Source organism: Methylomonas sp. ZR1, from assembly GCF_013141865.1.
In the GTDB taxonomy this organism is placed as follows: domain Bacteria; phylum Pseudomonadota; class Gammaproteobacteria; order Methylococcales; family Methylomonadaceae; genus Methylomonas.
In genome coordinates this window covers 1,672,000-1,696,567 of the sequence record NZ_RCST01000001.1, presented here as the reverse complement: position 1 = coordinate 1,696,567, position 24,568 = coordinate 1,672,000, and the positions used below count along the sequence as shown (strand labels likewise).

Below are 24,568 nucleotides of genomic sequence, written 5' to 3'. Positions count from 1 at the left end.
GGTGTGAACTACCAATATTATATCGCTGATGTCTTTACCGACCAGATTTTCAACGGTGCGCAGATAGCGGTATTACCTAAGGCCGATGGCTTGAATGCCGAGCAAATGGCCAAGATTGCCAAGGAATTGAATCTGTCGGAAACGGTATTTCTGTTTCACAAAGCCGATGACGACAAGCACCGGCGGATGCGCATATTTTCCCCTTTAGGCGAAATCAATTTTGCCGGGCATCCGATTATTGCCGCGGCCTACGTGTTGGCTATGTCCGGCGGTGTGGCGTTAACCGAACCGCTGACTAAACTCGAGTTCGAACAAAATATCGGCGTTATCCAAGTCAATCTGTCCAGTCAGGATGGCCAACCGAGCTTGGTACAATTTAGCCGTAGCGTCGATTCGATAGTCGACCGCTTTGCGCCCAGCGACGATGAAATTTGCAGTTTCTTATGCTTGCAGCTCGCGGAGCTGGATCATAAAAAATACTCGCCACGCCTGGTGTCTTGCGGGTTTCCTTATTTAGTAGTGCCGGTTTGGAATGTCGAATCGGTGCGCAAAGCCCGCTTTAATTACGCGGCTTGGGCGCAATCCACGGCACCGCAAACCGCGGCGCAGGAAATCTTGCTGTTTTGCCCGAAATCATCAAGCCCGGAAGCGGACTTCAATGCCCGCTTGCTGGGACCCAATATTGGCATCCACGCCGATCCGCCGGTCGGCAGCGCGATGCCGGCATTTTGTTGTTACCTGTGTTCGTTTGAACACACTCAGAAAGGCACCCACACTTTTGCGGTGGAACGCGGTGAGCAAAGTACACGCCGCAGCTTGATCCACTTGGAAATGGATAACAAAGGCCTGGAGAACTTGACCATCAGGGTCGGCGGCCAAGCCGTGTTGTTTGCCGAGGGAACGATCCGTCTTCCGGATTAAGGTTTATTCGACCAATTCGAGCCTATTTAACCGACGCCTAAACCATAAACCGGTAGCCCAAATTACCAGCAAAATTTCCAGCACAAAGGATCTGTGCAGCAGAAAATTCAGCCACCAATCCTGGTAGACACTGGGCACCTTAATCAAGGCAAAAGGCTTGTTTACGAAGGGGGCCAGCCAGTAGATATTGGTCGAAATATAATCCAGCACCATATGCAACATACCGTTGCCGGTAAAAATCAGCGCCAACACCGGCAGCTTCTTGTGCCGGCAATGCTGAAAACACAGGATTGCCTGCGTTAATAACAGCAGCCAAACGCTGGGGAAGTGACTGAAATAACTGTGATGCGGATGAGCGCGGTGGTCGAAACCATAAAAATAAATCATATCCAGATCTGGCGCGATACTGCCGAGCAAGCCGGCGCGCAGAAAATTTATCCCGGTGACCCCATATTTTGCAAATCGCCTAAACAGCAGCGTCGATACGATATAGCCGGCCGGAAGATGAGCAACAATCATAACTACCTCGATTTTGTTGCTCGGAACGCTGCTGACAGCCAACGCCCCGAGCCGGTGGGATTTAAATGATTACCGAGTTATCGGCAGCGGATTGACTCAGTCCATACCAATCCAGGCGCCGCGTGGTAACCATCGCCAGGGCCAACAAGACAAACATCAGTAAAGATCCGAGCATCAGCGCGTTATCCTCTGACTCCAACAAGCCATACAAACTGCCGAACAAGCCGCTCAGTAAGGCGCCGGCGCTAATACCGCGTTTGGCGCTACGCAACACTGCACTGAGATAGAAGCCGATCAGTATTACGCAGGCAGTACTAGCGATTAGATAAGCCAGCACAAAGTCCAAATGCTCGGATAAACTCAACAGCAGCAGAAAAAACATCGCCAAAGCCAAACCCACCAAGGCGTATTGCGCCGGATGAATCGCCAGATTTTTCAGAATTTCGAACAGAAAGATGGCTGCAAAAGTCAGGCAGACGAACAGGAAACCGTATTTACTGGCTCTATCAGACAAGGAATAGACATTGATAGGTTCCATCAAGCGGATGCCAAAGCTGTCGTAACAACTGATAGCCTGACACTTATCAAGACTTTCGGCGACATTCGATGCCAGTGCGTCAACCGACCATAGCGCATGAAAACCTGCCTCGCCGACTTGCTGGGTTTGCGGATCAGGCAGAAATCGGCCGTAAAAGCTGGGGTGCTGCCAGGCTGAGGACAATTCCACGCGGGTTTGCTTGCCGGCCGGAATAAAATCCAGCGATTCAATGCCGCGTATTTTTAGCGTGAAAGCAAACGGTATATTGATAGGGCCAAACTCGACAGGCGGAGCATCCAATGACACGTGCATGCCGTTGGCTTGGTGTATGGGTAACTCCGCGCCTTGTTCGAAGGCATATTGCTTGCCGCCCCATTCCATGCCCGGCGCTTCGAGTATGCCACGCATATCCGCCAGCACGACGCTGGCGTAAGGGGTGCCGAAACTGATCTGGCCTTTATGTAGCGGCTTGGGATTGCCGTAAGCACCGGGCAGTTTCATATCGCCTTTGATACTGACATTCAGTACATAAGAGCGCACTTTGAACAGGCCGCGCTGCTTGGTTTCCGTAGCAAGCTCGCCGGTTATATTCAGGTGCTCGGGAAGAAAATACAGCAGCCGATTATCGACACGTTCGATTTGTTCGCGATTGGGCTGTCCGTCCTGTTTGGTTTCGATAATCTCGGTCCAGCGCTCGGTGTAAGGTACAGTCAACAACGGGCCGAACAATTGCTGGGGACCGGCAGAACTGGCGGCAATGTCGCTCACTGCCTGTTGTTGGCGTTCGGCGCGTTCGCCCACCAGATTTTTTATCATGCCTATCGGTATCAGCAGCACCAATGTCAGACCGAACATTATGCAGATCTTTTGCCAGAGTTTTTTTTGCATCGCGTTTATTCCGTGGAGTTAAAAGACGATGAACAGCATGCACCGGCACGGTGAGCGGATGATGGTGGGAATGTGAAGCGAGGGTGAAGTGGGCGAGACTGCCGTGAGGGGTAATGCGAGGGGAAGGGTATGGCTAAGCCTTCAGCCATACCCTAAAAAGCTTAATCGATGGTTTCCACCCAGTGACAGCGCTCTTTGACGATAGGTGCGGTGTGTTCGTTAGCGATGCCTTTGGCGATCAAGGCAATCACCCGGTCGTCCGTATCGTAGCCGATATGGGCATCCATCGGATTCGCCAGTTTACCCAAGCCAAACGCATCATAAACTCTGGCGACGTTAATATTGATATTGGTAACATTCACGCATAATCGCGAATCCAGATATTTATTCACGAAATCGTGCGGGATGGCATAGCTGAGTAAATCGTTGGGGTCGCTAAACGCAATCACCGAAGTTTTCGCCATGATCCGTTCATTGTATTTGGCGCCGTCGGCTTGGCAATAAGTGTCGGCATGATTCGCCACTTCAGGTAGCGCCCGTCCCAATTGCAGCATGGGCAATTGGTTGGACATCATGTAAATAGGTATCTCTTTATTCTTTAAAACATTGGTTAATGCGGTGTAGTAACTGGCCGTTTCGCCGTTACCCAGTTTAGAGGCAATTTGTTGCAAGCCGTCGATAGTGATACGGCTACCCAAACTGTGGGAGATGAAGGCGTAGCTGTCGTTGTAAAACGGTGTGACGTTCTTGGTGGAGCAGGTTTGCTTGACGTCGTCCGGCAGGTTGTTCCAGTCGCCGTGGATCATCCAGCAGAAGGATTGCGCGAATGCCGACAAAATATCCTCGCGTTTCTCGCCCAGATAAATGATAGGGTCCGGTCCGGTATCGTTCGAGAATTTTTTTAACAAATCGTTGACTTCGGCGCGGCGAAACGACTGCTCTCCGGAATTATCGTAAGACAATACTTCTTTTTCCTTGGCACTAATCTCCGACCAGGTTAGCTCGTAAAACAGCATTTCCTGCGACTTATTAGCATCCAGATAACGGTGGATACGCAAATTGCCCAGTGGTCGCTCAAGGCCTTTTGCATCGGCCAAGCGGATATTTTTCACATTTTTGCTGGTGACGGTCAGATCAAGTTCCTTGGTCAGCTTTTCCATGAACTGGGTGGAGTAACCCGGCAAGTGGTTGCCGACTCCGTGCACCATCAGCAGCTTCATTTTCCGGTCATGCACTTCCAGTTGCGGTTTGATGCCTTCGAATTTATCGCCTTTGATTTCGCAAATGCGGGTGTCTTCCGCTTCCTGCTTTTCCAGAATGGCTTCGGTAATCCCTTTGCCGAGACTGGCGCAACCGTTTAACAGCACGCTGATCGCCAGTATCAGCAGCTTGATGTCGATTTTTTTCATGGCTTGGGTAGTGTTTATTGCTAGAGAGTGGTGGTCTGGGAGCGCAGCCCCCGCGTTACGCGAATGGCTGCTGCATGTCATGCGGAGATTTTATGATAAATCCCCGTTGCTCGGGAGGCTTAATCGGGGCGCGAATTGTAAACGCTGGTAAAAATAACCTGTCGGCCGCAGCAACTGCAGCTTGCAGTGCGCGCCAGCTTATTCTTTATCGAGTTTTTTCTTGGCTGCCTCGGCTTGTGCGCCGATTTTTTCGACTGTTTCCCGATATTTGGCCTGAGCCTGATTGGCGTGGTCAGCGATGATGCCGTTATCGGTGTTGGCTTCTTTGATCAAGCATTCGAAATAATCGCGGGATTTTTGTTGCCAGGAGTTGATCGCCGCAATGCTTTTATTGTAGGCATCGATATTGCCGGCATCGATAGTAGGTGACTCGGGCACGGCGCCGCAACCGCTGGGTTGCCAACTGCCGTTGGCCAGGCTACCGGCTTGCGCGGGGTTTGCAAATAGGGTGGGCAGCAAGGCGGCGATTAATAATGTATGTTTCATCTAGCTAACTCCTTTGGTAAGAAAAAATCCAAGAATACTCAGGATTACGAATTACAATTTGCGCAATTCAATCTGGGCGGAATTATTCCGCAACTTGAGTAGATTGCCAACGCTGGCGCTGAGCGGTTTAACTCAACATCTGCCGGATATGTTCGATCTCATCTTTAGCCTGGTCGAGTATATTGATACTTAAATCCGCATCCAGATTGCCTTTGGCCAATTTTTTATAAGCCGGCAATTCGTCCAGCTTGGGCATTTGTTTGATGTCTATCTTGCCGATGAAGCTGTGCAATTGCGAAATCATGACTATGTCGCTGTAACTGGCGGTTTCGCCGCTGTCGCGGTGCCAGTTTTCAGCGTGGATGATCACGTCTTCAAAGTCGCCGGGAAAATCCCATTTGCGGATAATTTGCACGCCAATCGGGCTGCGCAATTCGCGCACCGCTTCAGCCAAGTCGCCCGGATTAGCCACAATCTCCGGTTGCCGGTCGGCGTAAGCCAGAATCGGCACCACGCCAATGTCATGAATCAAGCCGGCCAACATGGCCCGGTCCGGATCGAAGCCGGGCGTTTTATGGGCAAATACCGCACTGATCGCCGCCACGTAACTGCTATGCGCCCAAAGCTCTTGCATCTTACGGCGAATCACCGGTGATTTGGCGTTGAACACCGCTTTCAACGCGAAGGCGGTAATAATGTCCTGCGCGGCTTTCAAGCCCAAACGGGTCAAGGCTTCCGGACAGCTTTCGATCTTGCGCCGGCCCCGGTATAGCGGACTATTGGAGATTTTCACCAAGCGCGCGGTAATGCTGGGATCGATCTGCACGACTCTGGCGATTTTGTTGCTGTTGGCGTTAGGTTCATTGATTGCCCGGCGGATTTTTACCGATACATCCGGTATGGTCGGTAACGCCAAAGAATCGGATTGCATGTATTTAAAGCAATCTTGATACAGGCGATTTTTTGCCAGTTTGGCGGATAGCGCTTGAGAATGGGCCTCGGTCATTTACTTTGCTTTATTCGGGCAAGCGGCGGGGGATTGGTTTAAAATCCGCCGTTGCATTTTTTACACGTATTTTTTACATAGACACGCATGAATATAACAGGCCCGGATGTTATCACAACCCTCAGCAGCATCAGAGACTATATTCGCTGGGCTGCCAGCCGTTTTGCCGAGCACCGCGTGTTTCTGGGACATGGCACAGTCACGCCTTTGGATGAAGCAGCGGCGATTGTGTTGCATACTCTGCACCAACCCTACGATCTCGATCACGGCTATTTGGATTCGGTGCTTACCATGGCCGAACGCCAGGCTGTGGTGGCTTTAATCGAACGCCGTATCGTCGAACGCAAACCGTCCGCCTATTTAACCCATGAAGCGATATTTGCCGGCCTATCTTTTTATGTCGATGAACGGGTCTTGGTGCCACGCTCACCCATAGCCGAATTGATTGCCGAACGTTTCGAGCCTTGGATCGAAGAAACCCAAGTGTTCAACATCCTGGATTTATGCACCGGCAGCGCCTGCATCGCTATCGCTTGTGCTTATGCCTTCCCGGATGCGCAAGTGGACGCAGTGGAATTGTCGGACGATGCGTTGGCAGTAGCGCAGATCAATATCGAAAAGCATGAACTGGAAGAACAGGTCCAGCTTTATCAATCCGATTTATTCAACGAACTGCCGATCAAGCCATACGACATCATCGTCAGCAATCCGCCCTATGTTGCTATTGCCGAATGGGAGAGCCTGCCCGCTGAATTTCATGCCGAACCCGAGATGGGCTTTACCGGTGGCGAACACGGCCTGGATCTGGTGTTGCGCATTTTGGTTGATGCCAAACGTTATCTGGCGGAGCAGGGCATCTTGATCATCGAAGTGGGCAGCAGCGCCGAAACCTTGCAGGAAATGTTCCCCGACGTGCCGTTCCAATGGCTGGAATTCGAACGCGGCGGCGACGGCGTATTTTTACTGACCGCCGAACAAGTCTCTCTCTATCACTCACACTTTGTCAGCGCGTTATAACCATGTCCGGAAACAGCATAGGAAAATTATTTACCGTTAGCACCTCTGGCGAAAGCCATGGCCCGGCCTTATTGGCTATTGTCGATGGTTGCCCTCCCGGTTTGGAGCTCTCGGAAGCGGATTTGCAAATCGATCTGGATAGACGCAAACCCGGCACGTCCCGGCATACCACGCAACGCCGCGAAGCCGATGAAGTGAAAATTCTCTCCGGCGTGTTCGAAGGCAAAACCACCGGTTGCCCGATTGGGCTGATGATCGAAAACACCGACCAGCGCTCCAAGGATTATTCGAAAATCGCCGAGAGCTTCCGGCCCGGCCATGCCGATTACACCTACCAGCATAAATACGGGTTTAGAGATTATCGCGGCGGCGGCCGCTCCTCGGCACGGGAAACCGCGATGCGCGTAGCCGCCGGTGCGATTGCCAAGAAATATCTATTCCAAGAACATGGCGTTCTGGTGCGCGGCTACTTGTCGCAATTGGGTCCGATCAAAATCGACGCATTCGACTGGAACGAAATTCCCAATAATCCATTCTTCTGTCCCGACGCCGGCAAAGTTGAAGAAATGGAAAAATACATGGACGCCTTGCGTAAGGAAGGCGAGTCGATAGGCGCGAAGATCGAAATAATTGCCAGCAACGTCCCGCCCGGCCTAGGCGAACCGATTTTCGACCGTCTGGATGCAGAGCTGGCCTATGCCTTGATGAGCATCAATGCCGTCAAAGGTGTGGAAATAGGTGACGGTTTTGAGTGCATCGACACCAAAGGCACTAAATTCCGCGATGAAATCACCCCGGAAGGCTTTTTAAGCAACCATGCCGGCGGTATCCTGGGCGGTATTTCCAGTGGTCAGGACATCGTGGCCCGGATTGCCTTGAAGCCCACCTCCAGCTTGCGCTTGCCGGGCCGCAGTATCAACAGCAAAGGCGAAGTCATAGAAGTGGTCACCGAAGGTCGCCACGATCCTTGCGTCGGCATCCGCGCCACGCCTATCGCCGAAGCGATGGTGGCTATCGTATTGATGGATCATCTGTTACGGCATCGCGCGCAAAACCTGCATGTAAATTCAGGATTGCCGATTCTGCGCTGAATGAGCGTACCTTACTGGCGCTTATCCGGCTTTTACTTTTGCTATTTCGCTACGCTGGGCGCTTTCCTGCCGTTTTGGAGTTTATACCTTAAGCAAGTCGGCTTCGCCGCCACCGAAATCGGCGAGCTGACGGCTTTTTTGGTGGCTACCAAGATCATCGCGCCGAATTACTGGGGCTGGCTGGCCGACAAAACCGGTCGTAGTTTACGGCTGATTCGCATCACCTCACTGCTGTCGGTGCTGTGTTTCGCCGGGTTTTTGTACCGCAGCGATTACCTGTGGTTTGCCGCGGTGACCGTAGTTTTCAGCTTTTTCTGGAATGCCACTTTGCCGCAGTTCGAAGCCGCGACCTTGTTTCATTTACAAGCCGAACCGCAGCGTTATAGCCAAATCCGGTTGTGGGGGTCTATCGGCTTTATTGCGGCGGTATTGGGCATAGGTCGGTTTCTGGATCAGTTTAGCATCGCCTATTTGCCGTGGATTATCGGTAGCTTGATGTTGTTGAATTGGCTGATGGCGCTGATGACGCCGGAAGCGCGGCCGCGCTTGACACACAGCAACGCTGGCGGCATCTGGCAAATTCTCCTCAAACCGGAGCTGCTGGCGTTTTTGCTGGTTTATATGCTGCTGCAAGTCGCGCACGGTCCTTACTATGTGTTTTATTCGGTTTACCTAAAACAACACGGCTATTCGGCCACCGAAACCGGTCTGTTATGGGCCAGCGGCGTAGCGGCGGAGGTATTGCTGTTCATGGCAATGCGCCGTTTGTTGAAATGGCTCTCGCCGCGCACATTGTTGCTTGCCTCGGTATTGCTGAGCGTACTGCGTTGGCTGTTAATCGCCGACGGGGTGGATTCGCTGGCATTGACCATCTGCGCGCAAATTCTGCATGCGGCGACCTTCGGGGTGGCGCACGTGGTGGCGATGCAATTGCTGTATCAGTATTTCGGCGAGCGCCATCAAAGCAAAGGTCAGGCGTTGTATAGCAGTATCAGTTTTGGCTTGGGCGGGATGATAGGCAGTCTGTACAGTGGCTATTTCTGGGATATGCTGGGTGGGCGTTTGGTTTACATCATCGCCGCCTTGGTGTGTTGCGCGGCCTTGCTGATTACCTATATCGGCGTGGCCCGGCAATCTCGCCCCGGATTGGGTTAAAATTGATCAGTTTCATGAAAGAGGGATAGACAACGTGTTTGAAGTAATCAAAAACGGCGGCTGGATGATGGCGCCGATCATCTTGTGTTCCATCGTGGCGATGGCGATCATCGGCGAACGCTTTTGGTCCTTGCAACGCAAACGCATCATTCCCGTCGATTTGGTGCCGTACATTTGGCAATTGCATCGGGATAAAAAATTGGATGAACCGACCATTCGGCGCATCAAACTGAGTTCGCCATTAGGCAGAATTCTGGCCGCCGGCTTACTGAATCGCAAGCATGGCCGGGAAATCATGAAATCCAGTATCGAAGAAGTCGGCCGGCAGGTGACACACGAGCTGGAACGCTATTTAAATGCGTTGGGCAGCATAGCTTCTATCACGCCTTTATTAGGATTACTGGGTACCGTGGACGGCATTATCCGGGTGTTTTCCGACATCGCGATAGGCGGGATGGGCGATCCGGCCGTGCTGAGCGGCGGTATTTCCGAAGCCTTGATTTGTACCGCCTCGGGCTTAACCGTGGCGATTCCCAGCCTGTTTTTTCACCGTTATTTCGAACGTCTGGTTGATGATCACGTGGTGCGGATGGAAGAAGAGTCGCTGCGTCTGATAGACATCATGCAAGGCGCGCGCGAGGATATTTAATGCAATTCCGCCGCAAACGCCGCACGCAGGTCGATATCGGTTTAATCCCGATGATAGATGTGTTGTTGGTTTTACTGTTTTTCTTCATGGTGGCCACCACGTTTCGCCATCATTCCGAACTGAAGATCAACTTACCGGAAGCGCAAGGCAGCGATGCCACGGAGCAAGGTAAGACCATCAATTTATACGTCGATGCCAAAGGTACTTATGCCTTGGCCGGTGAGGATAATCAGTTTCACGAGTTGGTGAATCAAAACCTGGACGGCTTGAAAGCGGCTTTAGCACAAACCGCCGGCGAATCCAGACTATTGCCGTTCATCATCAGTGCCGACGGCAAAGCCCCGCATCAAGCGGTAGTCAGCGCCTTGGATGTAGCAAATCAATTGGGCTTTCATCATATTACCTTTGCTATCAACAGACCGGAAAAACCGTGAACAAAAAATTGATCAAATGGTTTGAGGACGCCTGGTACAAGGAGATGTATATCTCCGCTTGGTTGATGCCATGGTCCATGCTCTATGTCGATGCGGTCCGCTTCCGGCGCTTTTTGTATCGCATAGGCTTACTGAAAAAGACCAAATTGCCGGTGCCGGTCATTATCGTCGGCAACATCACCGTCGGCGGTACCGGCAAGACGCCCTTGGTGATCTGGATGGTCGAATTCCTGAAACAAAACGGCTACAAACCGGGCGTGATTAGTCGCGGTTATGCCGGCGCCGCCAGCACCGGTCCGCAAGCCGTAACCGCCGAGAGCGATCCGGCGCAAGTGGGTGACGAAGCGGTGTTGTTAGCCAAACGTTGCGCTTGCCCGATTGTGGTCGGCGCCGAGCGGGTAGCGGCGGGCAGGCAATTGCTGTCAACCAACGCCTGCGACGTGCTGATTTCCGATGACGGTTTGCAGCATTACGCGCTGGAACGCGACATCGAGATTGTGGTGATAGACGGTCAGCGCCGCTTCGGTAACGGTTATTGTCTGCCGGTTGGCCCGCTACGCGAGCCGCAGGAACGAGTCAAACAAGTGGATTTGGTGGTGGTCAACGGCCCGGATGAATTGTTGGAAGGCGAGTTGCCGATGCACTGCAAGGGCCAGCAACTGATCAACATGAAAACCGGCGAACGAAAACCGCTGGTCGAATTCAAAGACACGGCTTGCCACGCCGTCGCGGCGATAGGCAACCCGGCCCGTTTCTTTGCGCAATTGGCGGCTGCCGGACTGGATTGTCAAACCCACGCCTTGCCGGACCACCATCCTTTTACTGCCGAAGATTTGCAATTTAAAGACCGGCGCCCGGTGCTTATGACCGAAAAGGACTCGGTGAAATGTGCCCGTTTCGCTACCGACCAATATTGGTATTTACCTATCGATGCCGAATTGCCCGTGGCATTTTCTCAACAACTGTTAAAACTACTCAAAGACAAAGCTCATGGATAAAAAACTGCTCGAGATTCTGGCCTGCCCGCTGTGCAAAAGCTCCTTAATTTACGACAAAGACAAACAGGAACTGATTTGCAAAGCCGACAATTTGGCTTTCCCGATCCGCGACGATATTCCGGTGATGTTGGAAGATGAAGCCCGCGAACTGAGCTTCGAAGAAGCGGACGCGCTACGTAAATGAGCGGCGGTTTTAAAGTCGTCATTCCGGCGCGCTACGGCTCTACCCGCTTGCCGGGTAAGCCCTTGTTGGACATCGCCGGCAAGCCGATGATCGTGCATGTGTGCGAACGGGCACTGGAGGCTGACGCCGAGCAAGTGGTAGTGGCGACCGACGACCAACGCATCTTCGATGCGGTCAGCGACTTAGGTTTGCAAGCGGTAATGACCGATCCCAATCACCAGTCCGGCACCGAACGGCTTGCCGAAGTGGCTAGGGTTATGGGCTGGGCAGACGAACAGATCGTGGTCAATCTGCAAGGCGACGAACCGTTGATTCCGCCGGCATATATTCGTGATGTAGCTATTGCTTTGGCCGGGCAAGATCAGGCCGGCATTGCGACCTTGGCCGCTAAAATTTTGGATGTGGAGGAAATCTTCAATCCGAATGCGGTTAAGGTGGTTTTAGATAAAAACGGTTACGCCTTGTATTTCAGCCGAGCGGCGATTCCTTGGAACCGTTCGACCTTTCCGGATAATCACGATATTGCGTCTGCTGCTTTGCCGCATTTCAGGCATATTGGTATGTATGCTTATACGGTGGGCTTTTTGCAGCGGTATTGCGGTTGGGCTGCGTCGCCGTTAGAGAGTGTTGAGTCGTTGGAGCAGCTTCGGATACTTTGGCATGGAGAGAGGGTTTTGGTGAAGATTGTTGATAAGACGCCGGAGGCGGGGGTGGATACGGAGGAGGATTTGGTGAGAGTTTCTAGGCGGCTAGGTCTTGTTAATTCAGGCCCCTAACCAAGAAATCATGGACAAGAAACTCGAAAAATGGCTGAAATGGCTTGATATTATAAAGTCAGAGATTCGAGAACTTGTCGTTGCAAAGCATACCTTTCATGAAGTCCAGAAAATAATTAGCGATAATCCTGAGTTGCACGAAGCTAATTCATTTTATAGATATTTTACTAACACCTATGTGTCCCATGTGGTTAGCGGGGTTCGCCGTCAAGTAAAATGCGATGATCAAAGTATTTCTTTAGCTCGGTTGTTGACTGAAATGGTCGCATCTCCTCAAATTTTAAGCCGCGATTATTATGTCTCACTTTATAAAGGCTCACTTGTTGAGGGTTTTGCCGACAAAGACTTTAATCGGTTTGCTGATCCAAATTGTAAACATATTGATCCCGACAGAGTTTCTTGTGACCTAAAGCATCTGCGTGAGACAAGTGCTGTATGTGAGGATTTTGCAGACAGACGTGTTGCACATCGTGACAGACGAGGTCCAAAGCAACTTCCTACATATAAACAGTTAGACGATTGCATCGATATGCTTGACAGCCTCTTTGTGCGATATTGCCTACTATTTCATGCTACGAACATGAGGTCACTTCTTCCCACTCGACAACATGATTGGAAGAAAATTTTTCGTGTGCCTTGGATTCCTAATTAATTCTGCTTGGCAGGGCAAGCACGATCTTTACCTATGCAGGCTACAATTTTGTGTCGCTGTCGCGACGACTGATTCTAATGTCGGTTCTCGGACCGACGACCGAGATACTTTCTTTTGCTTCGCCAAAAGAAAGTATCCAAAGAAAAGGCGGCCCGGATGCCGCTTTGATCCTGCGCGCCGAAGCTTTTATCGAGGGTCGGCAGAAGGTGCTTCCCAGCCCCTCCGCCGACGCGCCACATCCTTGCGGCGCCCCTTCGGGCTGTTCTCGATAAAAGCTCCGGTGCTCGGCGCGGCATACGGGGAAACACCGTTGCTGTGTAGCAGGGGGATTAATGTATTTTCGTGGTCTTAACGCTCCCTCTCCTTGCGGGAGAGGGTTGGGTTGAGGGGGAAAATTCTTGCAGCATTTGTTTGGACTCCCTCATCCTAACCTTCTCCCTGGGGGAGAAGGGATGGTTTTAATTATTACGACAGCTTTCCCTTAGGAGTGGGGTTTGGTCCCGTATTTCGACCCCGAGCATCGCAGTTTTTTGCAGGATTAGCCCGTCAGGGGAGCGGCAGGGATGCCGCTCGTTGGCGAAGGGGCAGGAAGCCCCTTTCGCCAACCCCTGCAAAAAACGAGAAGCGCAGGATCAGGGCGAAATCCGGGTGTCTTTTCTTTTGGATACTTTTCTTTGGACAAGCACAAATTCGCTTGGAGCGAATTTGAACAGCCGATAGGCTGGCCCGAAGGGAGAAAACCAAGGATGGTTTTCGTAGCGAAAAGTATCGCGGTTGTCGGTCCGCGAACCGACATTAAATCAAGCCGTCGCGATAGCGACACCTGATCGTTTTATTCTGAGCAGATGGAATACGCTCATTCCGCATATTAAATATGACCATCATCAACCTCTCCCAAGAACCCCACCAAATCCCAACCCTAGCCCAATGGCACCACGCCGAATGGGCCGATCTGAATCCGGGCCAAGCCTTGGAACACCGCATCCAAAAAATGCAGGCTTATTTAAGCAACAAACTAATTCCGAGCACCTTCATATACAAACATGAAGACCAGCTAGCCGGCTCGGCAGCCATCATAGAAAGCGATATGGATACCCGCCCGGAACTGACACCATGGTTGGCCAGCGTTTATGTGGCCCCCGAATTTCGTCGGCAGGGCATCGGCTCAGAGTTAGTAAAACATGTCATGTTGCAAGCTAAGACAGCCGGCGTTGCCAAGCTCTATCTGTTCACGCCGGATCAGGCTGGTTTCTATGCAAAACTTGGCTGGACAGCGATGGCCGAGGAATATTATCGCGACCACCGCGTGACGGTTATGAGCGTGTCCCTAAAGGATCCCAATGTTTAGTCTTATTCCAAACTAAGGATAAATGCCCATTGCTCAGCATTCACCGGCATGATGGACAAGCGGTTGCCGCGGCGCAGCAAGGCCAGATCGGCTAATTCGGTTTTCAGTTTCAGTTCGCGCAGACTGATGTTACGCGATAGCTTTCTGACAAACTTTACATCGACCATGTACCAAGTAGGTTTGTCCGGATTACTTTTCGGGTCAAAATGCTTATCGTCCGGGTCGAACGCGGTAAAGTCGGGATAGGCTTCGCGCACCACTTGCATGATACCGACGATACCCGGTTCGTCGCAGTTGGAGTGGTAAAAAAATACCTGATCGCCGATTTTCATGTCATCACGCATCATGTTCCGCGCCTGGTAGTTGCGCACACCGTCCCAATGCTCGGTTTGGCCGGGTCGGTTAAACAAGTCGTCAATGCCGAAGGTGTCGGGTTCTGATTTCATCAGCCAGTAATTCATAGATGTCCACTTTGGGGTTTGTTGTCAGGTTTTTTTATTTATCCCAAACTCAGACGCAATCGGCAAGCAAAATCGCGCAAAACATTCGCCGAAACACGGGTTGTGTCGTGAGTGCTTGAAGCTGTTGAACTATAAACCTTGGCGAGACTCAAGTAACCGTTGAAACCACGCTTTTTGTGCGCTAAATATTCGCCTGAACTGGTCTAAACTTGACAACCAGCCGGGACCGCACTCAAGCCTATCGTGGTATAGTATCCACACCAGTATTGTCGTTAGATAGATAGTGCTTAAATAAATACATTTCCGCTTCGTTAAATAATGTCAATTAGTCTATTTACGGAGTTTACACTGGCTTGGTTTAAACAACACGGTCGGCGTCTATTATTACGGTAGTTTTTTCCTATTTCATCTGATTTATGTCTGCTAGTATTAAAAAAAGCAAAAGACGTCGCTATATTAGATATGCGATTGATCTAAACGCTTTATTGATAATCGACCAAACTGATACACTGGAATGCCGTATTCTGGATTTTTGTAGCGGTGGATTTTATCTGGTTTTTGATAAAAGTCATCCGCAGATTGCATTGCATAAAAATATAAAAATTCGCTTTTCTATTCAATTGGAGTTCGAGCTAAAAACTTTTGAAGTAGATGCGCAAATAACGCATATTGGTTCGACGGGAGTAGGCCTTGTCACTGAACAGATGCCCGCCACCACGTTTAATGCGTTAAGAAAAATAGCAAATGTTGGATCGCTTTCCTCAACGAATGACAATTTAGATACTTCACCAGACAATTTAAATCAAGAAAATTATAAAAACACATTTAAACAATTTCTAATAGAAAGCTTGCCTTTATTAATCGATAGGTTTTTTGACTCGCTGAGCGATTGCATGGAAGCTGCGAACACGCATGCTGAGTTTTTTTCCAATCCATCGGCTTTTGACGACTTAATTACCACGCTAAAGCTGAATAGAGAGATTATTAGTAGCGAATTTTGTTGTTCTGTTATATATCAGGTTGATTATATTTCCAGTGACAACGAAAAAAACTCAGATGCTTTATATCATGATTCGCTTTCATTAATCGAAAAAGACGACTTTGAAGACTGGCTGAATATGTCGGCTACTATCAGAAAGCTTAAAAACTATTTTGACGACGAGCTTAATCTGTTAGTTAGAGAATTATGCAGGGTGTTTGGTATATTTGATAATGCAGTCAATAATCCAATTGGTCCAGCGGTTTTATGTGATAGTTTTAGGGAAATATTTTTGCAGTTAGAGCTGGGGAGTAATATAAAAAAGGCAATTTATAACTGCTTCGAAAAAATCTTAATTATCGAGTTGCCGGGTTTTTATAAGCAAGCAGCTGCGACTTTAGCTAAGTTTGAATCCGCGCGACTGCAAATGCCCGTTCATAGTAAGCAGAGCGGCTCTGTTTTTGATACAAAAAATAGCGATAAACAGCAAGTTTATTTCAATGACTATTTGGATGCCGAACCGCTGGTCGTTCATAAAGCTATTCAACCTTTAAGCCAGGTTACAGGCAAATTACTGAACCTGTTAACTGAAACAATGGCCGTATCTACCGATACCCAGCGCAAGGAAAATACCCTGCCTGTCAATAATGTCCAGCAAGTATTTGACCCAGCTGAAGTTTTATCGGCTATTGCGAAAATCCAAAAGGATATTACCGCTAAATCGGGCCTTCATTTAGATACCACAACACTGCAAAAAAGCCTTGCCGATAAATTACAAGCTGATAATCCGGAGGCAAAATCGTTGGCCGCAAACGATGTTCAGCGTCTTGAACTGTATGGTAGGTTTTTTGATGCCTTGTTCGGTGAGCTTGAGTTTTCTAAAGACATTAAAGATTATTTGGAAAGTATTCATTTACCTCTATTGTCATTGCCCATGCAAGGTAATGATTTTCTGGATTCCGAGTCGCACCCTGCCCGCAAGATACTTAATCAACTAGCTGTTCTGGAACCTGCGATTAAAAGTAATCGGGTAATCAAAAATACGAATATAAAAAATACTGTAGAAAAAGCAATAGCGCGGATTTCCGCTGAGTCCATTAGCAATCCTAATGTTTTCACAGAAGTCGAGCATGAATTGGATAGCGTCACTAAGCAGTGGACAAAATCCAATGAAACCAACGTCAAACGCATAATAGAGCCTTACGAAGGCCAACAAAAATTGGAGGCGGCCAGACTGACTATTCAGCAGGAAGTTGATAAGCGTATAGCCGGCCGCTCTGTACCATCGATTATTCCCACGCTGCTTGGCGCTGGATGGCAAGACCTGTTAGTGATTGCCGAATTAAATAAGGAAGCTAAGCCTGAGGAAAAAGCCTCTTATCTCAAAGTAATTGACGATTTACTATTTTGGCTTTACGAACAGGATTCGTTTCTGAATATGCAATCGGTCAGCATTCATACCACACTCAAATTTATCGAAGAGAATCTAGGCACGGTTTGTCCTAACTTATTCAAACGCGATAATGTTATTGAAGAATTGTTTGCTTTACTGGTGGGTAGCGGTGTGCCAAAAGTTAGGAAGCCGATGGATACCGTCAGAATTCCCGCGCCTGGATCCATGCAGGACATTATAGAATCTGAATGGGCAGCGCAAGTTTCACAATTACAGGTGGGCGAATGGCTGATAATCTATAGAGGCTCCGAAGGTTTTGAACCGATGAAACTGGTTTGGATAGGCGATATTTTACCAATTTGCGTTTTTGTTAATCGCGATGGACTGACTAAGTTAGAGCTTAATAAGACCGAGTTGGCACTACTTTTGGAAAATGGCGGAGCGAATAGAATAGAAAGCCTGGATGTGCCTTTAATGGATCGCGCGACCAATCAAATGTTGCAAAATATGCATAGCAAATTGATTTATAACGCTACGCATGACGCGGAAACCGATTTACTCACCAAAGACGAGTTTGTTAAACAGCTAAAAATCGAGCTCGTTAAACTCGATAGTACCGGCCATATCTTGGGTCATATAGAGGTTTTGGATTTTCGCGTCATTACTAATGTTTGCGGCGTCGCTGGCGGCAAACAATTCTTAAAAACCCTCACGCATTTAATCAGCGAGCAGTTGCGTGATGGCGACTTATTCGCGCGAATCGGCGATAAATCTTTCGCAGTGCTGCTAAAAGATTGCGGCGCGCAAACTGCTTATGAGTTATCCAAAAAACTGTTAAAAGTCATTAGTGAATCGCGGTTTCAATGGCAAGATAAAAGCTATACCATCGGTGTGAGTATCGGTTTGGTGCCGTTCGAACAGAACAATTTTGACGTTAACGAGTTGTTACAAAATGCCGATACCGCCAGCATGTCGGCAGAGCGTTCCGGTCCGAATAATGTTTTGCTTTTTACGCATGATGACGAGAATTTAAAACGTCAAAATAAAATATACGAATGGATAGGCAATATTGACAAGGTATTTTCCGAGAATAGGTTGTTTTTACGTTGCCAAATGATTACCGCGGTCGATGAAACCAGTGCCAGTCATCAACATTACGAAATTTTGCTGGGTATTAAAGACGAAAACGATAATATTATTCCGCCCGATCATTTCATACCTGCTGTGGAACGCTGTAAGCGTATGCCGGAAATTGATCAATGGGTGATTACCAATGTGCTTATGTGGATTGAAAATAATAGACATTATTTCGATCATATTGATGGCTTTGCGATCAACTTGTCCGGACAATCTATTAACAGCGAAGAATTTTTAGGCTTTCTTAAAGGGATATTGGAATCAACCAGCGTGCCCACAAATAAACTGACGTTTGAAGTCACGGAAACGGTTGCAGCGGAAAGTTTTTACTTAACAAATAGTTTCATCAAAGCCATCAAGCAGTTTAATTGCAAATTTTCATTGGATGATTTCGGGTCAGGCTATTCGTCGTATTCCTATCTGAAGAACTTGAATATCGATTATCTGAAAATAGACGGGGCCTTTGTCAAAGACATATTAAATGACAAAGCCGATGTTGCCATCGTTAAATCCATGAATGAAATCGCTCATTCCCTGGGCTTGACGACCATCGCTGAATACGTCGAAAGCAGCGAGATCAGAGAGGTTTTAAAAACCATAGGCGTCGACTATGCCCAAGGCTACGGCGTGCATAAACCAATGCCGCTCAGCGAGTTGGTCATCGAACCGCCGCCGAGCGCACCGCTTTTTTCATTTGAAGACACTGAGTTCTGGGGCTTTTGAAAGCAGGGTGTCTAAAAAATCAGCTACACTACTGTTGCCACAAACAATTGCCGCTGACTTTGGCGATTTTTGCCAAACGTTGTTGGTGCGCCAGTTCTTCCTCGCTACTGCAAGCAATGATTTTTAATGGCGCTCTGTCGGCCGATAGTCTAACGATAGTCTGTTCGCCGCCATTGCCGGTGTGATCGCCTTCATCCAACAGGGAAGCCTGGCCTCCGGTCATCAACAAATAGACATCTGCAAGGATTTCCGCGTCGAGTAAAGCGCCATGCAATTCGCGGTGACTGTTGTCTATGCCGTAGCGTTTACATAAGGCATCCAAACTGTTTCGCGCGCCGGGGTGTTTTTTCCGGGCGTAAGCCAGGGTGTCGAACACGGTGCTATTGGTTTCGACGCGGCGTTCTTCCCCGGCTAATAGCGCCAATTCGTGATTCAAAAAGCCGACGTCAAACGGTGCGTTGTGGATGATCAGCTCCGCACCCTGAGTAAAGCGCATAAAGTCTTCGACGACATTGGCGAAGCGCGGCTTATCTTTTAAAAATTCGTTGGTGATGCCATGCACTTCGATGGCGCCGGCATCGATTTCCCGGTCCGGATTCAGATAGACGTGGAAATGATTACGGGTCAAACGGCGGTTAATCAGTTCCACGCAGCCGATTTCGATAATCTTATGGCCTTCCTTGGGGTTGATGCCGGTGGTTTCGGTATCCAGCACCACTTGCCGGATTTGGCGGGGTTTTTGACTCATGGCTTATCCTATCCGCAAAACGCTTTGAGCAGTTCACTCTGCACTTGATAAATGGCTTGATCGTCGGCGCGCAAATGCCGGTACTGGCCGTCGCTTTGCAATTGCCAGGCTTGGGCGTTATCTCTGAGATACGCATCCAGGTCGTTAAGAATTCGTTCGGCAATCCGTTTGTCGGCGATAGGGAAACAGACCTCCACCCGGCGGAACATGTTGCGGTTCATCAAGTCGGCGCTGGATGCGTAAACCGCCCAATCGCCGCCGTTACAAAACGCATAGATGCGGGTGTGTTCCAGGAAGCGGCCGACGATGGAGCGTACTTCGATATTCTCTGAAACCCCCAGCACGCCCGGCCGCAAGCAACAGACGCCGCGCACGATCATTTTGATTTCCACGCCGGCTTGCGAGGCGCGGTACAGGGCTTGAATTGCCGTTTCCTCGACCACGGCATTGACCTTGATAATAATCCTGGCCGGCTTGCCTTTTTTGGCATGCTCGATTTCTCTATCAATCATCTTCAGGATGCCGTGGTGCAAAGTGAACGGCGATTGCAGCAGCTTATTCAGTTTGCTGACCTTGCCTAAACTGGTCAGTTGCATGAATACCCGGCGTACGTCTTCGCCCAATTCTTTTTCGCAGGTAAATAATCCGTAGTCGGTATAAAGCCGGGCAGTTTTAGGGTGGTAGTTGCCGGTGCCCAGATGCACATAATTGCGTAATGTGCTGCCTTCCTTGCGCAAAACCATGCACATTTTGGCGTGGGTTTTATACCCCACCACGCCGTACACCACGTGAGCCGCGGCTTCTTGCAGTTTTGCGGCCAGACCAATGTTGTCCTTTTCGTCGAAACGTGCCCGCAGCTCGATGACCACCGTCACTTCCTTACCGGCGCGGGCGGCTTTGATCAAGGCCGCGACGATAGGCGAGTCCACGCCGGTGCGGTACAAGGTTTGTTTGATGGCTAGTACATCCGGATCGGCAGCGGCCTGGCGAATGAAATCCACCACCGGCGAGAACGACTCGTAAGGATGGTGCAACAAAATGTCCTGTTTGCGGATACTGGCAAAAATATCCTTGTTGCGCCCTAGCGCTGGCGGCACGCTGGATTTGAAGGGCGTAAATTTAAGATCGGGCCTTTCGACCATGCTCAAGATGGTTTGCATCCGGCTTAAATTGACCGGACCGTTGGCTAAAAATAAGCGGTCCGGTTTTAAATCAAAGCGCGCCAACAAGAAATTCACGGTTTCTTCGGGACAATTGCCGTCGATTTCCAGACGTACTTCATCGCCGTAATTGCGCATCGCCAGTTCGCCTTCCACGGCCAGCATCAAGTCGTCGATCGCGTCATCGTCGACGAAAAAATCGCTGTTGCGGGTGACCCGGAATTGATAACAGCCCTTGACCATCATGCCGTTGAACAATTCGTTGACGAACGCATGAATGATGGAGGACAGAAACACAAAATCGTAAGGCCCGCTGTCGGTCTCGTTGACAGGTAATTGCACGATGCGGGGTAGGGCGCGCGGCGCCTGCAAAACCGCCCGGCCGCTGTTACGGCCAAATGCGTCTTTGCCGGTTAGGGAGATGATGAAATTTAAACTTTTATTGAGAATGCGCGGAAACGGATGTGCCGAATCCAGCCCGACTGGGGTCAGAATCGGCAATAGCTCTTCGTTGAAATATTTTTCCAGCCAGGCTTTTTGTGCCGGGCTCCAGCGGTCGCGCCTTAAGAAACGAATATTTTCGGTTTCCAGGCAGGGGATCAGTACTTCGTTAAGTACCCGATATTGCTCGGCGACCAGTTCGTGCGCTTTGATCGAGATCTTGTCGAATTGCTCGTTAATGGTTAATCCGTCGGAACTGACCAGATTGGGGTCCATTTCCGCCATTTGTATCAAGCTGGCGACACGTACTTCGTAAAACTCATCCAGATTGGAACAAGAAATGCATAAGTAATTCAGCCGTTCCAATAGCGGCAGCGTTTCGTCCAGGGCTTGCGCGAGCACCCGAAAGTTGAACTCCAATAAGCTGTGTTCGCGGTTGATATAAAGCTCGGGACTATTTAAATCGATGGATTCCATGTCGGCTGCTGGTTTGATTGGGGTCAGTCGATTATAAATGAAATTTTTTCGCCTTGGGTTACAGCGGCGCTTGAGGTCTGGAACTTGCTATAATCGCCGCCGTAAACTTAACCGGACGTTAAAGTCATGAACTTCCCAACCATAGAATCTTTTGTCGGAAATACGCCATTGGTGCGTTTGCAACGCCTGCCGGTCGCCGGTGGCAATACTATTTTGGTGAAGCTGGAAGGTAACAATCCGGCTGGTTCGGTGAAAGATCGGCCAGCCTTAAGCATGATTCAACATGCCGAAGCGCGCGGCGAGATCAAACCGGGCGACCGCTTGATCGAAGCCACTAGTGGCAATACCGGTATTGCCTTGGCGATGGCAGCGGCGATTAAGGGTTATAAGATGACCTTGATCATGCCGGACAACATGAGCGCTGAGCGCATTGCCTCCATGAAAGCCTACGGTGCGGAAATCATCCTGACCCCGGCCAAAGGCAGCATGGAAGCAGCCATCGATCTGGCAAGAGCCATGGAAGCGCGCGGCGAGGGACGGATTCTGGATCAATTCGCCAATCCCGATAATCCTTTGGCGCATTACGAAGGCACCGGTCCGGAAATCTGGCGCGACACGCAGGGTAAGATTACGCATTTCGTCAGTTCCATGGGCACCACCGGCACCATCATGGGGACCTCCCGGTATTTGAAAGAACAAAATCCCGCGGTTCAAATCATCGGCGTGCAGCCGGAAGGCGAATCGAAAATCCCGGGTATTCGCCGCTGGCCTAGGGAATATTTACCTAAAATATACGACGCTGTGCGGGTGGATAGCATCATCGAAGTCAATCAACTGAACGCGGAAAACACCACCCGAGCCTTGGCTGCACAAGAGGGTATTTTTGCCGGCGTATCTTCTGGCGGTGCGGTTTACGCGGCTTTGCAATTATCCCAACAAATTGAAAACGCCTTGATCGTGGCGATAGTTTGCGACCGGGGCGACCGCTATTTATCCACCGGCATTTTTCCAACCTAAACAACGCAGCTTTATATTGGGTTACACCACGCTAACCCAACCCACCCAATCGAGCACAATGGCCCACAAGAAAAAACTCCCGTTAGATCCCGTCACCGTTACCATAGAATCTTTGTCCCATGATGGCCGTGGCGTCAGTCACGTCAACGGCAAAGTCGTGTTTATCGACGAAGCCTTGCCCGGCGAAACCCTGGAATTTGTCTACACCGACAGTCGTAAAGATTATGCGGAAGGCAAAGTGGTCAATCTGATCAGCCGGTCTGAACACCGGGTTGAACCAGCTTGTCCGCATTTCGGTAGTTGCGGCGGTTGCAGTTTTCAACATGTCGATGACGCCGAACAGATCAATTTCAAAGAGGACTTGCTGCGCGATCAGTTCCGTCGCATCGGTAAAGTCGAGATTCCGCAAATCTGGGAAGCTTTGACCGGCCCGCATTGGGGTTATCGCAGCAAAGCGCGGATGGGCGTGAAATGGGTAGCGAAAAAGAATCGGGTGTTAGTGGGTTTTCGCGAGCGGCGCAATCCGTTTTTAGCGGAAATCGATAGCTGTAAAGTGATGAACCCCATCGTCGGCGAGAAGCTGATCACTTTGGGTGAGATGATCGCCGGGTTGACGGTGAAAGACAAAATTCCGCAAATCGAAGTGGCGATTGGCGACAAGGAATGTGTGCTGGCGTTTCGGGTGCTGGAGCCACCTACCGATGCCGATAAACAACGGCTGCGCGAATTTGCCCATCAACACCAGCTCAGCATTTGTCTGCAGCCGAAAGGTCCGGATACCATCGTGCCGTTGGACGGCGAGCCGGAAGTCATTCCGAGTTACGCGCTTGCCGAACAAGGCGTTAAGTTCAATTTCCGCCCGGCGATGTTTACCCAAGTCAATTACCAGATCAATCAAAAGATGGTGACGCGGGCCATGGCAGCGCTGGAATTAAGCAAAGACGACAGGGTGCTGGATTTATTCTGCGGCTTGGGTAATTTCACCCTACCACTGGCGACCCAGGCGGGTCAGGTCGTCGGTGTGGAAGGCGACTTGCCGCTGGTCAAGCACGCCCGCGAAAATGCCAAGTTGAATAATCTCGATAACGTCGAGTTTCACGTCGCCGATCTGACCAAGGACTTGAAAGACCAACCCTGGTCCAAGCAAAAATTTACCAAGGTGCTGCTGGACCCATCGCGGGCCGGTGCATCGGAAGTGTTACACAACTTGAAACACTGGCAACCGGAGCGCATCGTTTACGTATCCTGCAACCCATCCACCTTGGCCCGCGATACCGGGATTTTGGTGAACGAACTCGGTTACAAGCTGGTCAAGGCAGGCGTGATGGATATGTTTCCGCAAACCGCGCATGTCGAATCGATAGCCTTGTTTGTGAAATGATTCCGGGTTCCGCGGCAACCCAGCACTATCACTTTGCAGCGCCTTATTTGGACATCGCCATTGCCGAGCAGCGCCTGCACCTAGTACACGGCAGCGAGGTGTTGGCCCAATTTCCGGTCTCTACCGCAAAAAATGGCCCCGGCGAAAAAAAAGGCAGCTACTGCACGCCGACCGGCTGGCATAAGATCCGCGCCAAAATCGGCGCCGGCCTGCCGATCAACAGCGTACTGGCAGGTCGTCGGCCAACCGGCGAAATCTACACGCCGGAACTGGCCGCGCAGCATCCGCAACGCGACTGGATTCTCAGCCGCATCCTGTGGTTGGGCGGCCTGGAACCGGGCAAAAACCGCTACGGCGATGTCGACAGCACCTGGCGTTACATTTACATCCACGGCACGCCGGACGAATTGATGCAAGGCAAGCCAGAATCGCACGGCTGTATTCGCATGCTTAACGCCGATCTAATCAGCTTATTCGAGCAGATTGCCGTGGGTTGCCGGGTGTGGATTCATGAATAAAC

23 protein-coding genes are annotated in these 24,568 nt (G+C 50.1%); 15 read left to right on the top strand and 8 right to left on the bottom strand.

Annotated features, from left to right (window positions below; all coding sequences use genetic code 11):
* The first annotated feature begins 3 nt into the window (after positions 1-3).
* The gene (locus DDY07_RS07810) at positions 4-921 is read left to right on the top strand and encodes a PhzF family phenazine biosynthesis isomerase (protein WP_171695469.1); all 918 of its coding nucleotides are present in this window, start codon (positions 4-6) and stop codon (positions 919-921) included.
* 3 nt (positions 922-924) lie between these two features.
* Here the strand turns inward: DDY07_RS07810 and DDY07_RS07805 are convergent, their stop codons facing one another.
* From DDY07_RS07805 to DDY07_RS07785, 5 genes are all read right to left on the bottom strand, one after another.
* Entirely contained in the window at positions 925-1,440 is a 516-nt protein-coding gene (locus tag DDY07_RS07805) for a metal-dependent hydrolase (RefSeq protein WP_171695468.1), read from the bottom strand.
* A gap of 61 nt (positions 1,441-1,501) precedes the next feature.
* The gene (creD, locus tag DDY07_RS07800) at positions 1,502-2,866 is read right to left on the bottom strand and encodes a cell envelope integrity protein CreD (RefSeq protein WP_171695467.1); all 1,365 of its coding nucleotides are present in this window, start codon (positions 2,864-2,866) and stop codon (positions 1,502-1,504) included.
* 161 nt (positions 2,867-3,027) lie between these two features.
* Positions 3,028-4,275, bottom strand: coding sequence for a hypothetical protein (locus DDY07_RS07795; protein ID WP_171695466.1), 1,248 nt, complete (start codon positions 4,273-4,275; stop codon positions 3,028-3,030).
* Between the two features lie 198 nt (positions 4,276-4,473).
* Positions 4,474-4,821: a hypothetical protein gene (locus tag DDY07_RS07790; protein ID WP_171695465.1), complete on the bottom strand. Its 348-nt coding sequence runs from the start codon at positions 4,819-4,821 to the stop codon at positions 4,474-4,476.
* A 127-nt stretch (positions 4,822-4,948) separates the two neighbouring features.
* Complete coding sequence (locus DDY07_RS07785; RefSeq protein WP_171695464.1) at positions 4,949-5,827, bottom strand: HDOD domain-containing protein; 879 nt, start codon at positions 5,825-5,827, stop codon at positions 4,949-4,951.
* Between the two features lie 87 nt (positions 5,828-5,914).
* Between DDY07_RS07785 and prmB the strand changes: the two genes are divergently transcribed.
* From prmB to DDY07_RS07735, 10 genes are all read left to right on the top strand, one after another.
* Positions 5,915-6,844 (top strand): 50S ribosomal protein L3 N(5)-glutamine methyltransferase, encoded by a 930-nt coding sequence (prmB, locus tag DDY07_RS07780; RefSeq protein WP_171695463.1) that lies wholly within the window; start codon positions 5,915-5,917, stop codon positions 6,842-6,844.
* A 2-nt stretch (positions 6,845-6,846) separates the two neighbouring features.
* A complete protein-coding gene (gene aroC / locus DDY07_RS07775; protein ID WP_171695462.1) occupies positions 6,847-7,935 on the top strand; it encodes a chorismate synthase in 1,089 nt (362 codons plus the stop codon).
* Complete coding sequence (locus DDY07_RS07770; protein WP_171695461.1) at positions 7,936-9,090, top strand: MFS transporter; 1,155 nt, start codon at positions 7,936-7,938, stop codon at positions 9,088-9,090.
* A gap of 34 nt (positions 9,091-9,124) precedes the next feature.
* A complete protein-coding gene (locus DDY07_RS07765) occupies positions 9,125-9,739 on the top strand; it encodes a MotA/TolQ/ExbB proton channel family protein (protein WP_020481246.1) in 615 nt (204 codons plus the stop codon).
* Positions 9,739-10,173, top strand: coding sequence for a biopolymer transporter ExbD (locus DDY07_RS07760; protein WP_171695460.1), 435 nt, complete (start codon positions 9,739-9,741; stop codon positions 10,171-10,173). Before DDY07_RS07765 ends, DDY07_RS07760 begins: the two co-directional genes overlap by 1 nt.
* Positions 10,170-11,171, top strand: a complete 1,002-nt coding sequence (gene lpxK, locus DDY07_RS07755) for a tetraacyldisaccharide 4'-kinase (protein WP_171695459.1) — start codon at positions 10,170-10,172, stop codon at positions 11,169-11,171. The genes DDY07_RS07760 and lpxK overlap by 4 nt, the downstream gene beginning before the upstream one ends.
* Positions 11,164-11,355 carry a Trm112 family protein gene (locus tag DDY07_RS07750; RefSeq protein ID WP_033156289.1) on the top strand — a complete coding sequence of 64 codons (192 nt, stop codon included), beginning with the start codon at positions 11,164-11,166 and terminating at the stop codon, positions 11,353-11,355. The genes lpxK and DDY07_RS07750 overlap by 8 nt, the downstream gene beginning before the upstream one ends.
* The gene (gene kdsB / locus DDY07_RS07745; RefSeq protein WP_171695458.1) at positions 11,352-12,131 is read left to right on the top strand and encodes a 3-deoxy-manno-octulosonate cytidylyltransferase; all 780 of its coding nucleotides are present in this window, start codon (positions 11,352-11,354) and stop codon (positions 12,129-12,131) included. Before DDY07_RS07750 ends, kdsB begins: the two co-directional genes overlap by 4 nt.
* Positions 12,132-12,141: 10 nt before the next feature.
* Positions 12,142-12,783 (top strand): hypothetical protein, encoded by a 642-nt coding sequence (locus DDY07_RS07740; RefSeq protein WP_171695457.1) that lies wholly within the window; start codon positions 12,142-12,144, stop codon positions 12,781-12,783.
* Positions 12,784-13,657: 874 nt separating this feature from the next.
* Entirely contained in the window at positions 13,658-14,131 is a 474-nt protein-coding gene (locus DDY07_RS07735) for a GNAT family N-acetyltransferase (RefSeq protein ID WP_171695456.1), read from the top strand.
* A gap of 2 nt (positions 14,132-14,133) precedes the next feature.
* Here DDY07_RS07735 and DDY07_RS07730 read toward each other — a convergent pair whose 3' ends face one another.
* Complete coding sequence (locus tag DDY07_RS07730) at positions 14,134-14,592, bottom strand: EVE domain-containing protein (protein WP_171695455.1); 459 nt, start codon at positions 14,590-14,592, stop codon at positions 14,134-14,136.
* 416 nt (positions 14,593-15,008) lie between these two features.
* Here DDY07_RS07730 and DDY07_RS07725 point away from each other — a divergent pair, with 416 nt between their 5' ends.
* Positions 15,009-18,824, top strand: a complete 3,816-nt coding sequence (locus DDY07_RS07725; protein ID WP_171695454.1) for a DUF1631 family protein — start codon at positions 15,009-15,011, stop codon at positions 18,822-18,824.
* A gap of 28 nt (positions 18,825-18,852) precedes the next feature.
* Here DDY07_RS07725 and dnaQ read toward each other — a convergent pair whose 3' ends face one another.
* Both dnaQ and ppk1 read right to left on the bottom strand, forming a co-directional pair.
* On the bottom strand, positions 18,853-19,572 hold the full coding sequence (gene dnaQ / locus DDY07_RS07720) for a DNA polymerase III subunit epsilon (protein WP_171695453.1): 720 nt from the start codon (positions 19,570-19,572) through the stop codon (positions 18,853-18,855).
* A gap of 8 nt (positions 19,573-19,580) precedes the next feature.
* A complete protein-coding gene (ppk1, locus tag DDY07_RS07715; protein ID WP_171695452.1) occupies positions 19,581-21,650 on the bottom strand; it encodes a polyphosphate kinase 1 in 2,070 nt (689 codons plus the stop codon).
* 126 nt (positions 21,651-21,776) lie between these two features.
* Here ppk1 and cysM point away from each other — a divergent pair, with 126 nt between their 5' ends.
* Genes cysM through DDY07_RS07700 form a run of 3 tightly spaced genes read left to right on the top strand, consistent with a single transcriptional unit; the run spans position 21,777 to position 24,566 of the window.
* A complete protein-coding gene (gene cysM, locus DDY07_RS07710) occupies positions 21,777-22,667 on the top strand; it encodes a cysteine synthase CysM (RefSeq protein WP_171695451.1) in 891 nt (296 codons plus the stop codon).
* 58 nt (positions 22,668-22,725) lie between these two features.
* Complete coding sequence (gene rlmD / locus DDY07_RS07705) at positions 22,726-24,048, top strand: 23S rRNA (uracil(1939)-C(5))-methyltransferase RlmD (protein WP_171695450.1); 1,323 nt, start codon at positions 22,726-22,728, stop codon at positions 24,046-24,048.
* On the top strand, positions 24,045-24,566 hold the full coding sequence (locus DDY07_RS07700) for a L,D-transpeptidase (RefSeq protein ID WP_171695449.1): 522 nt from the start codon (positions 24,045-24,047) through the stop codon (positions 24,564-24,566). The genes rlmD and DDY07_RS07700 overlap by 4 nt, the downstream gene beginning before the upstream one ends.
* The last annotated feature ends 2 nt before the right edge of the window (positions 24,567-24,568 follow it).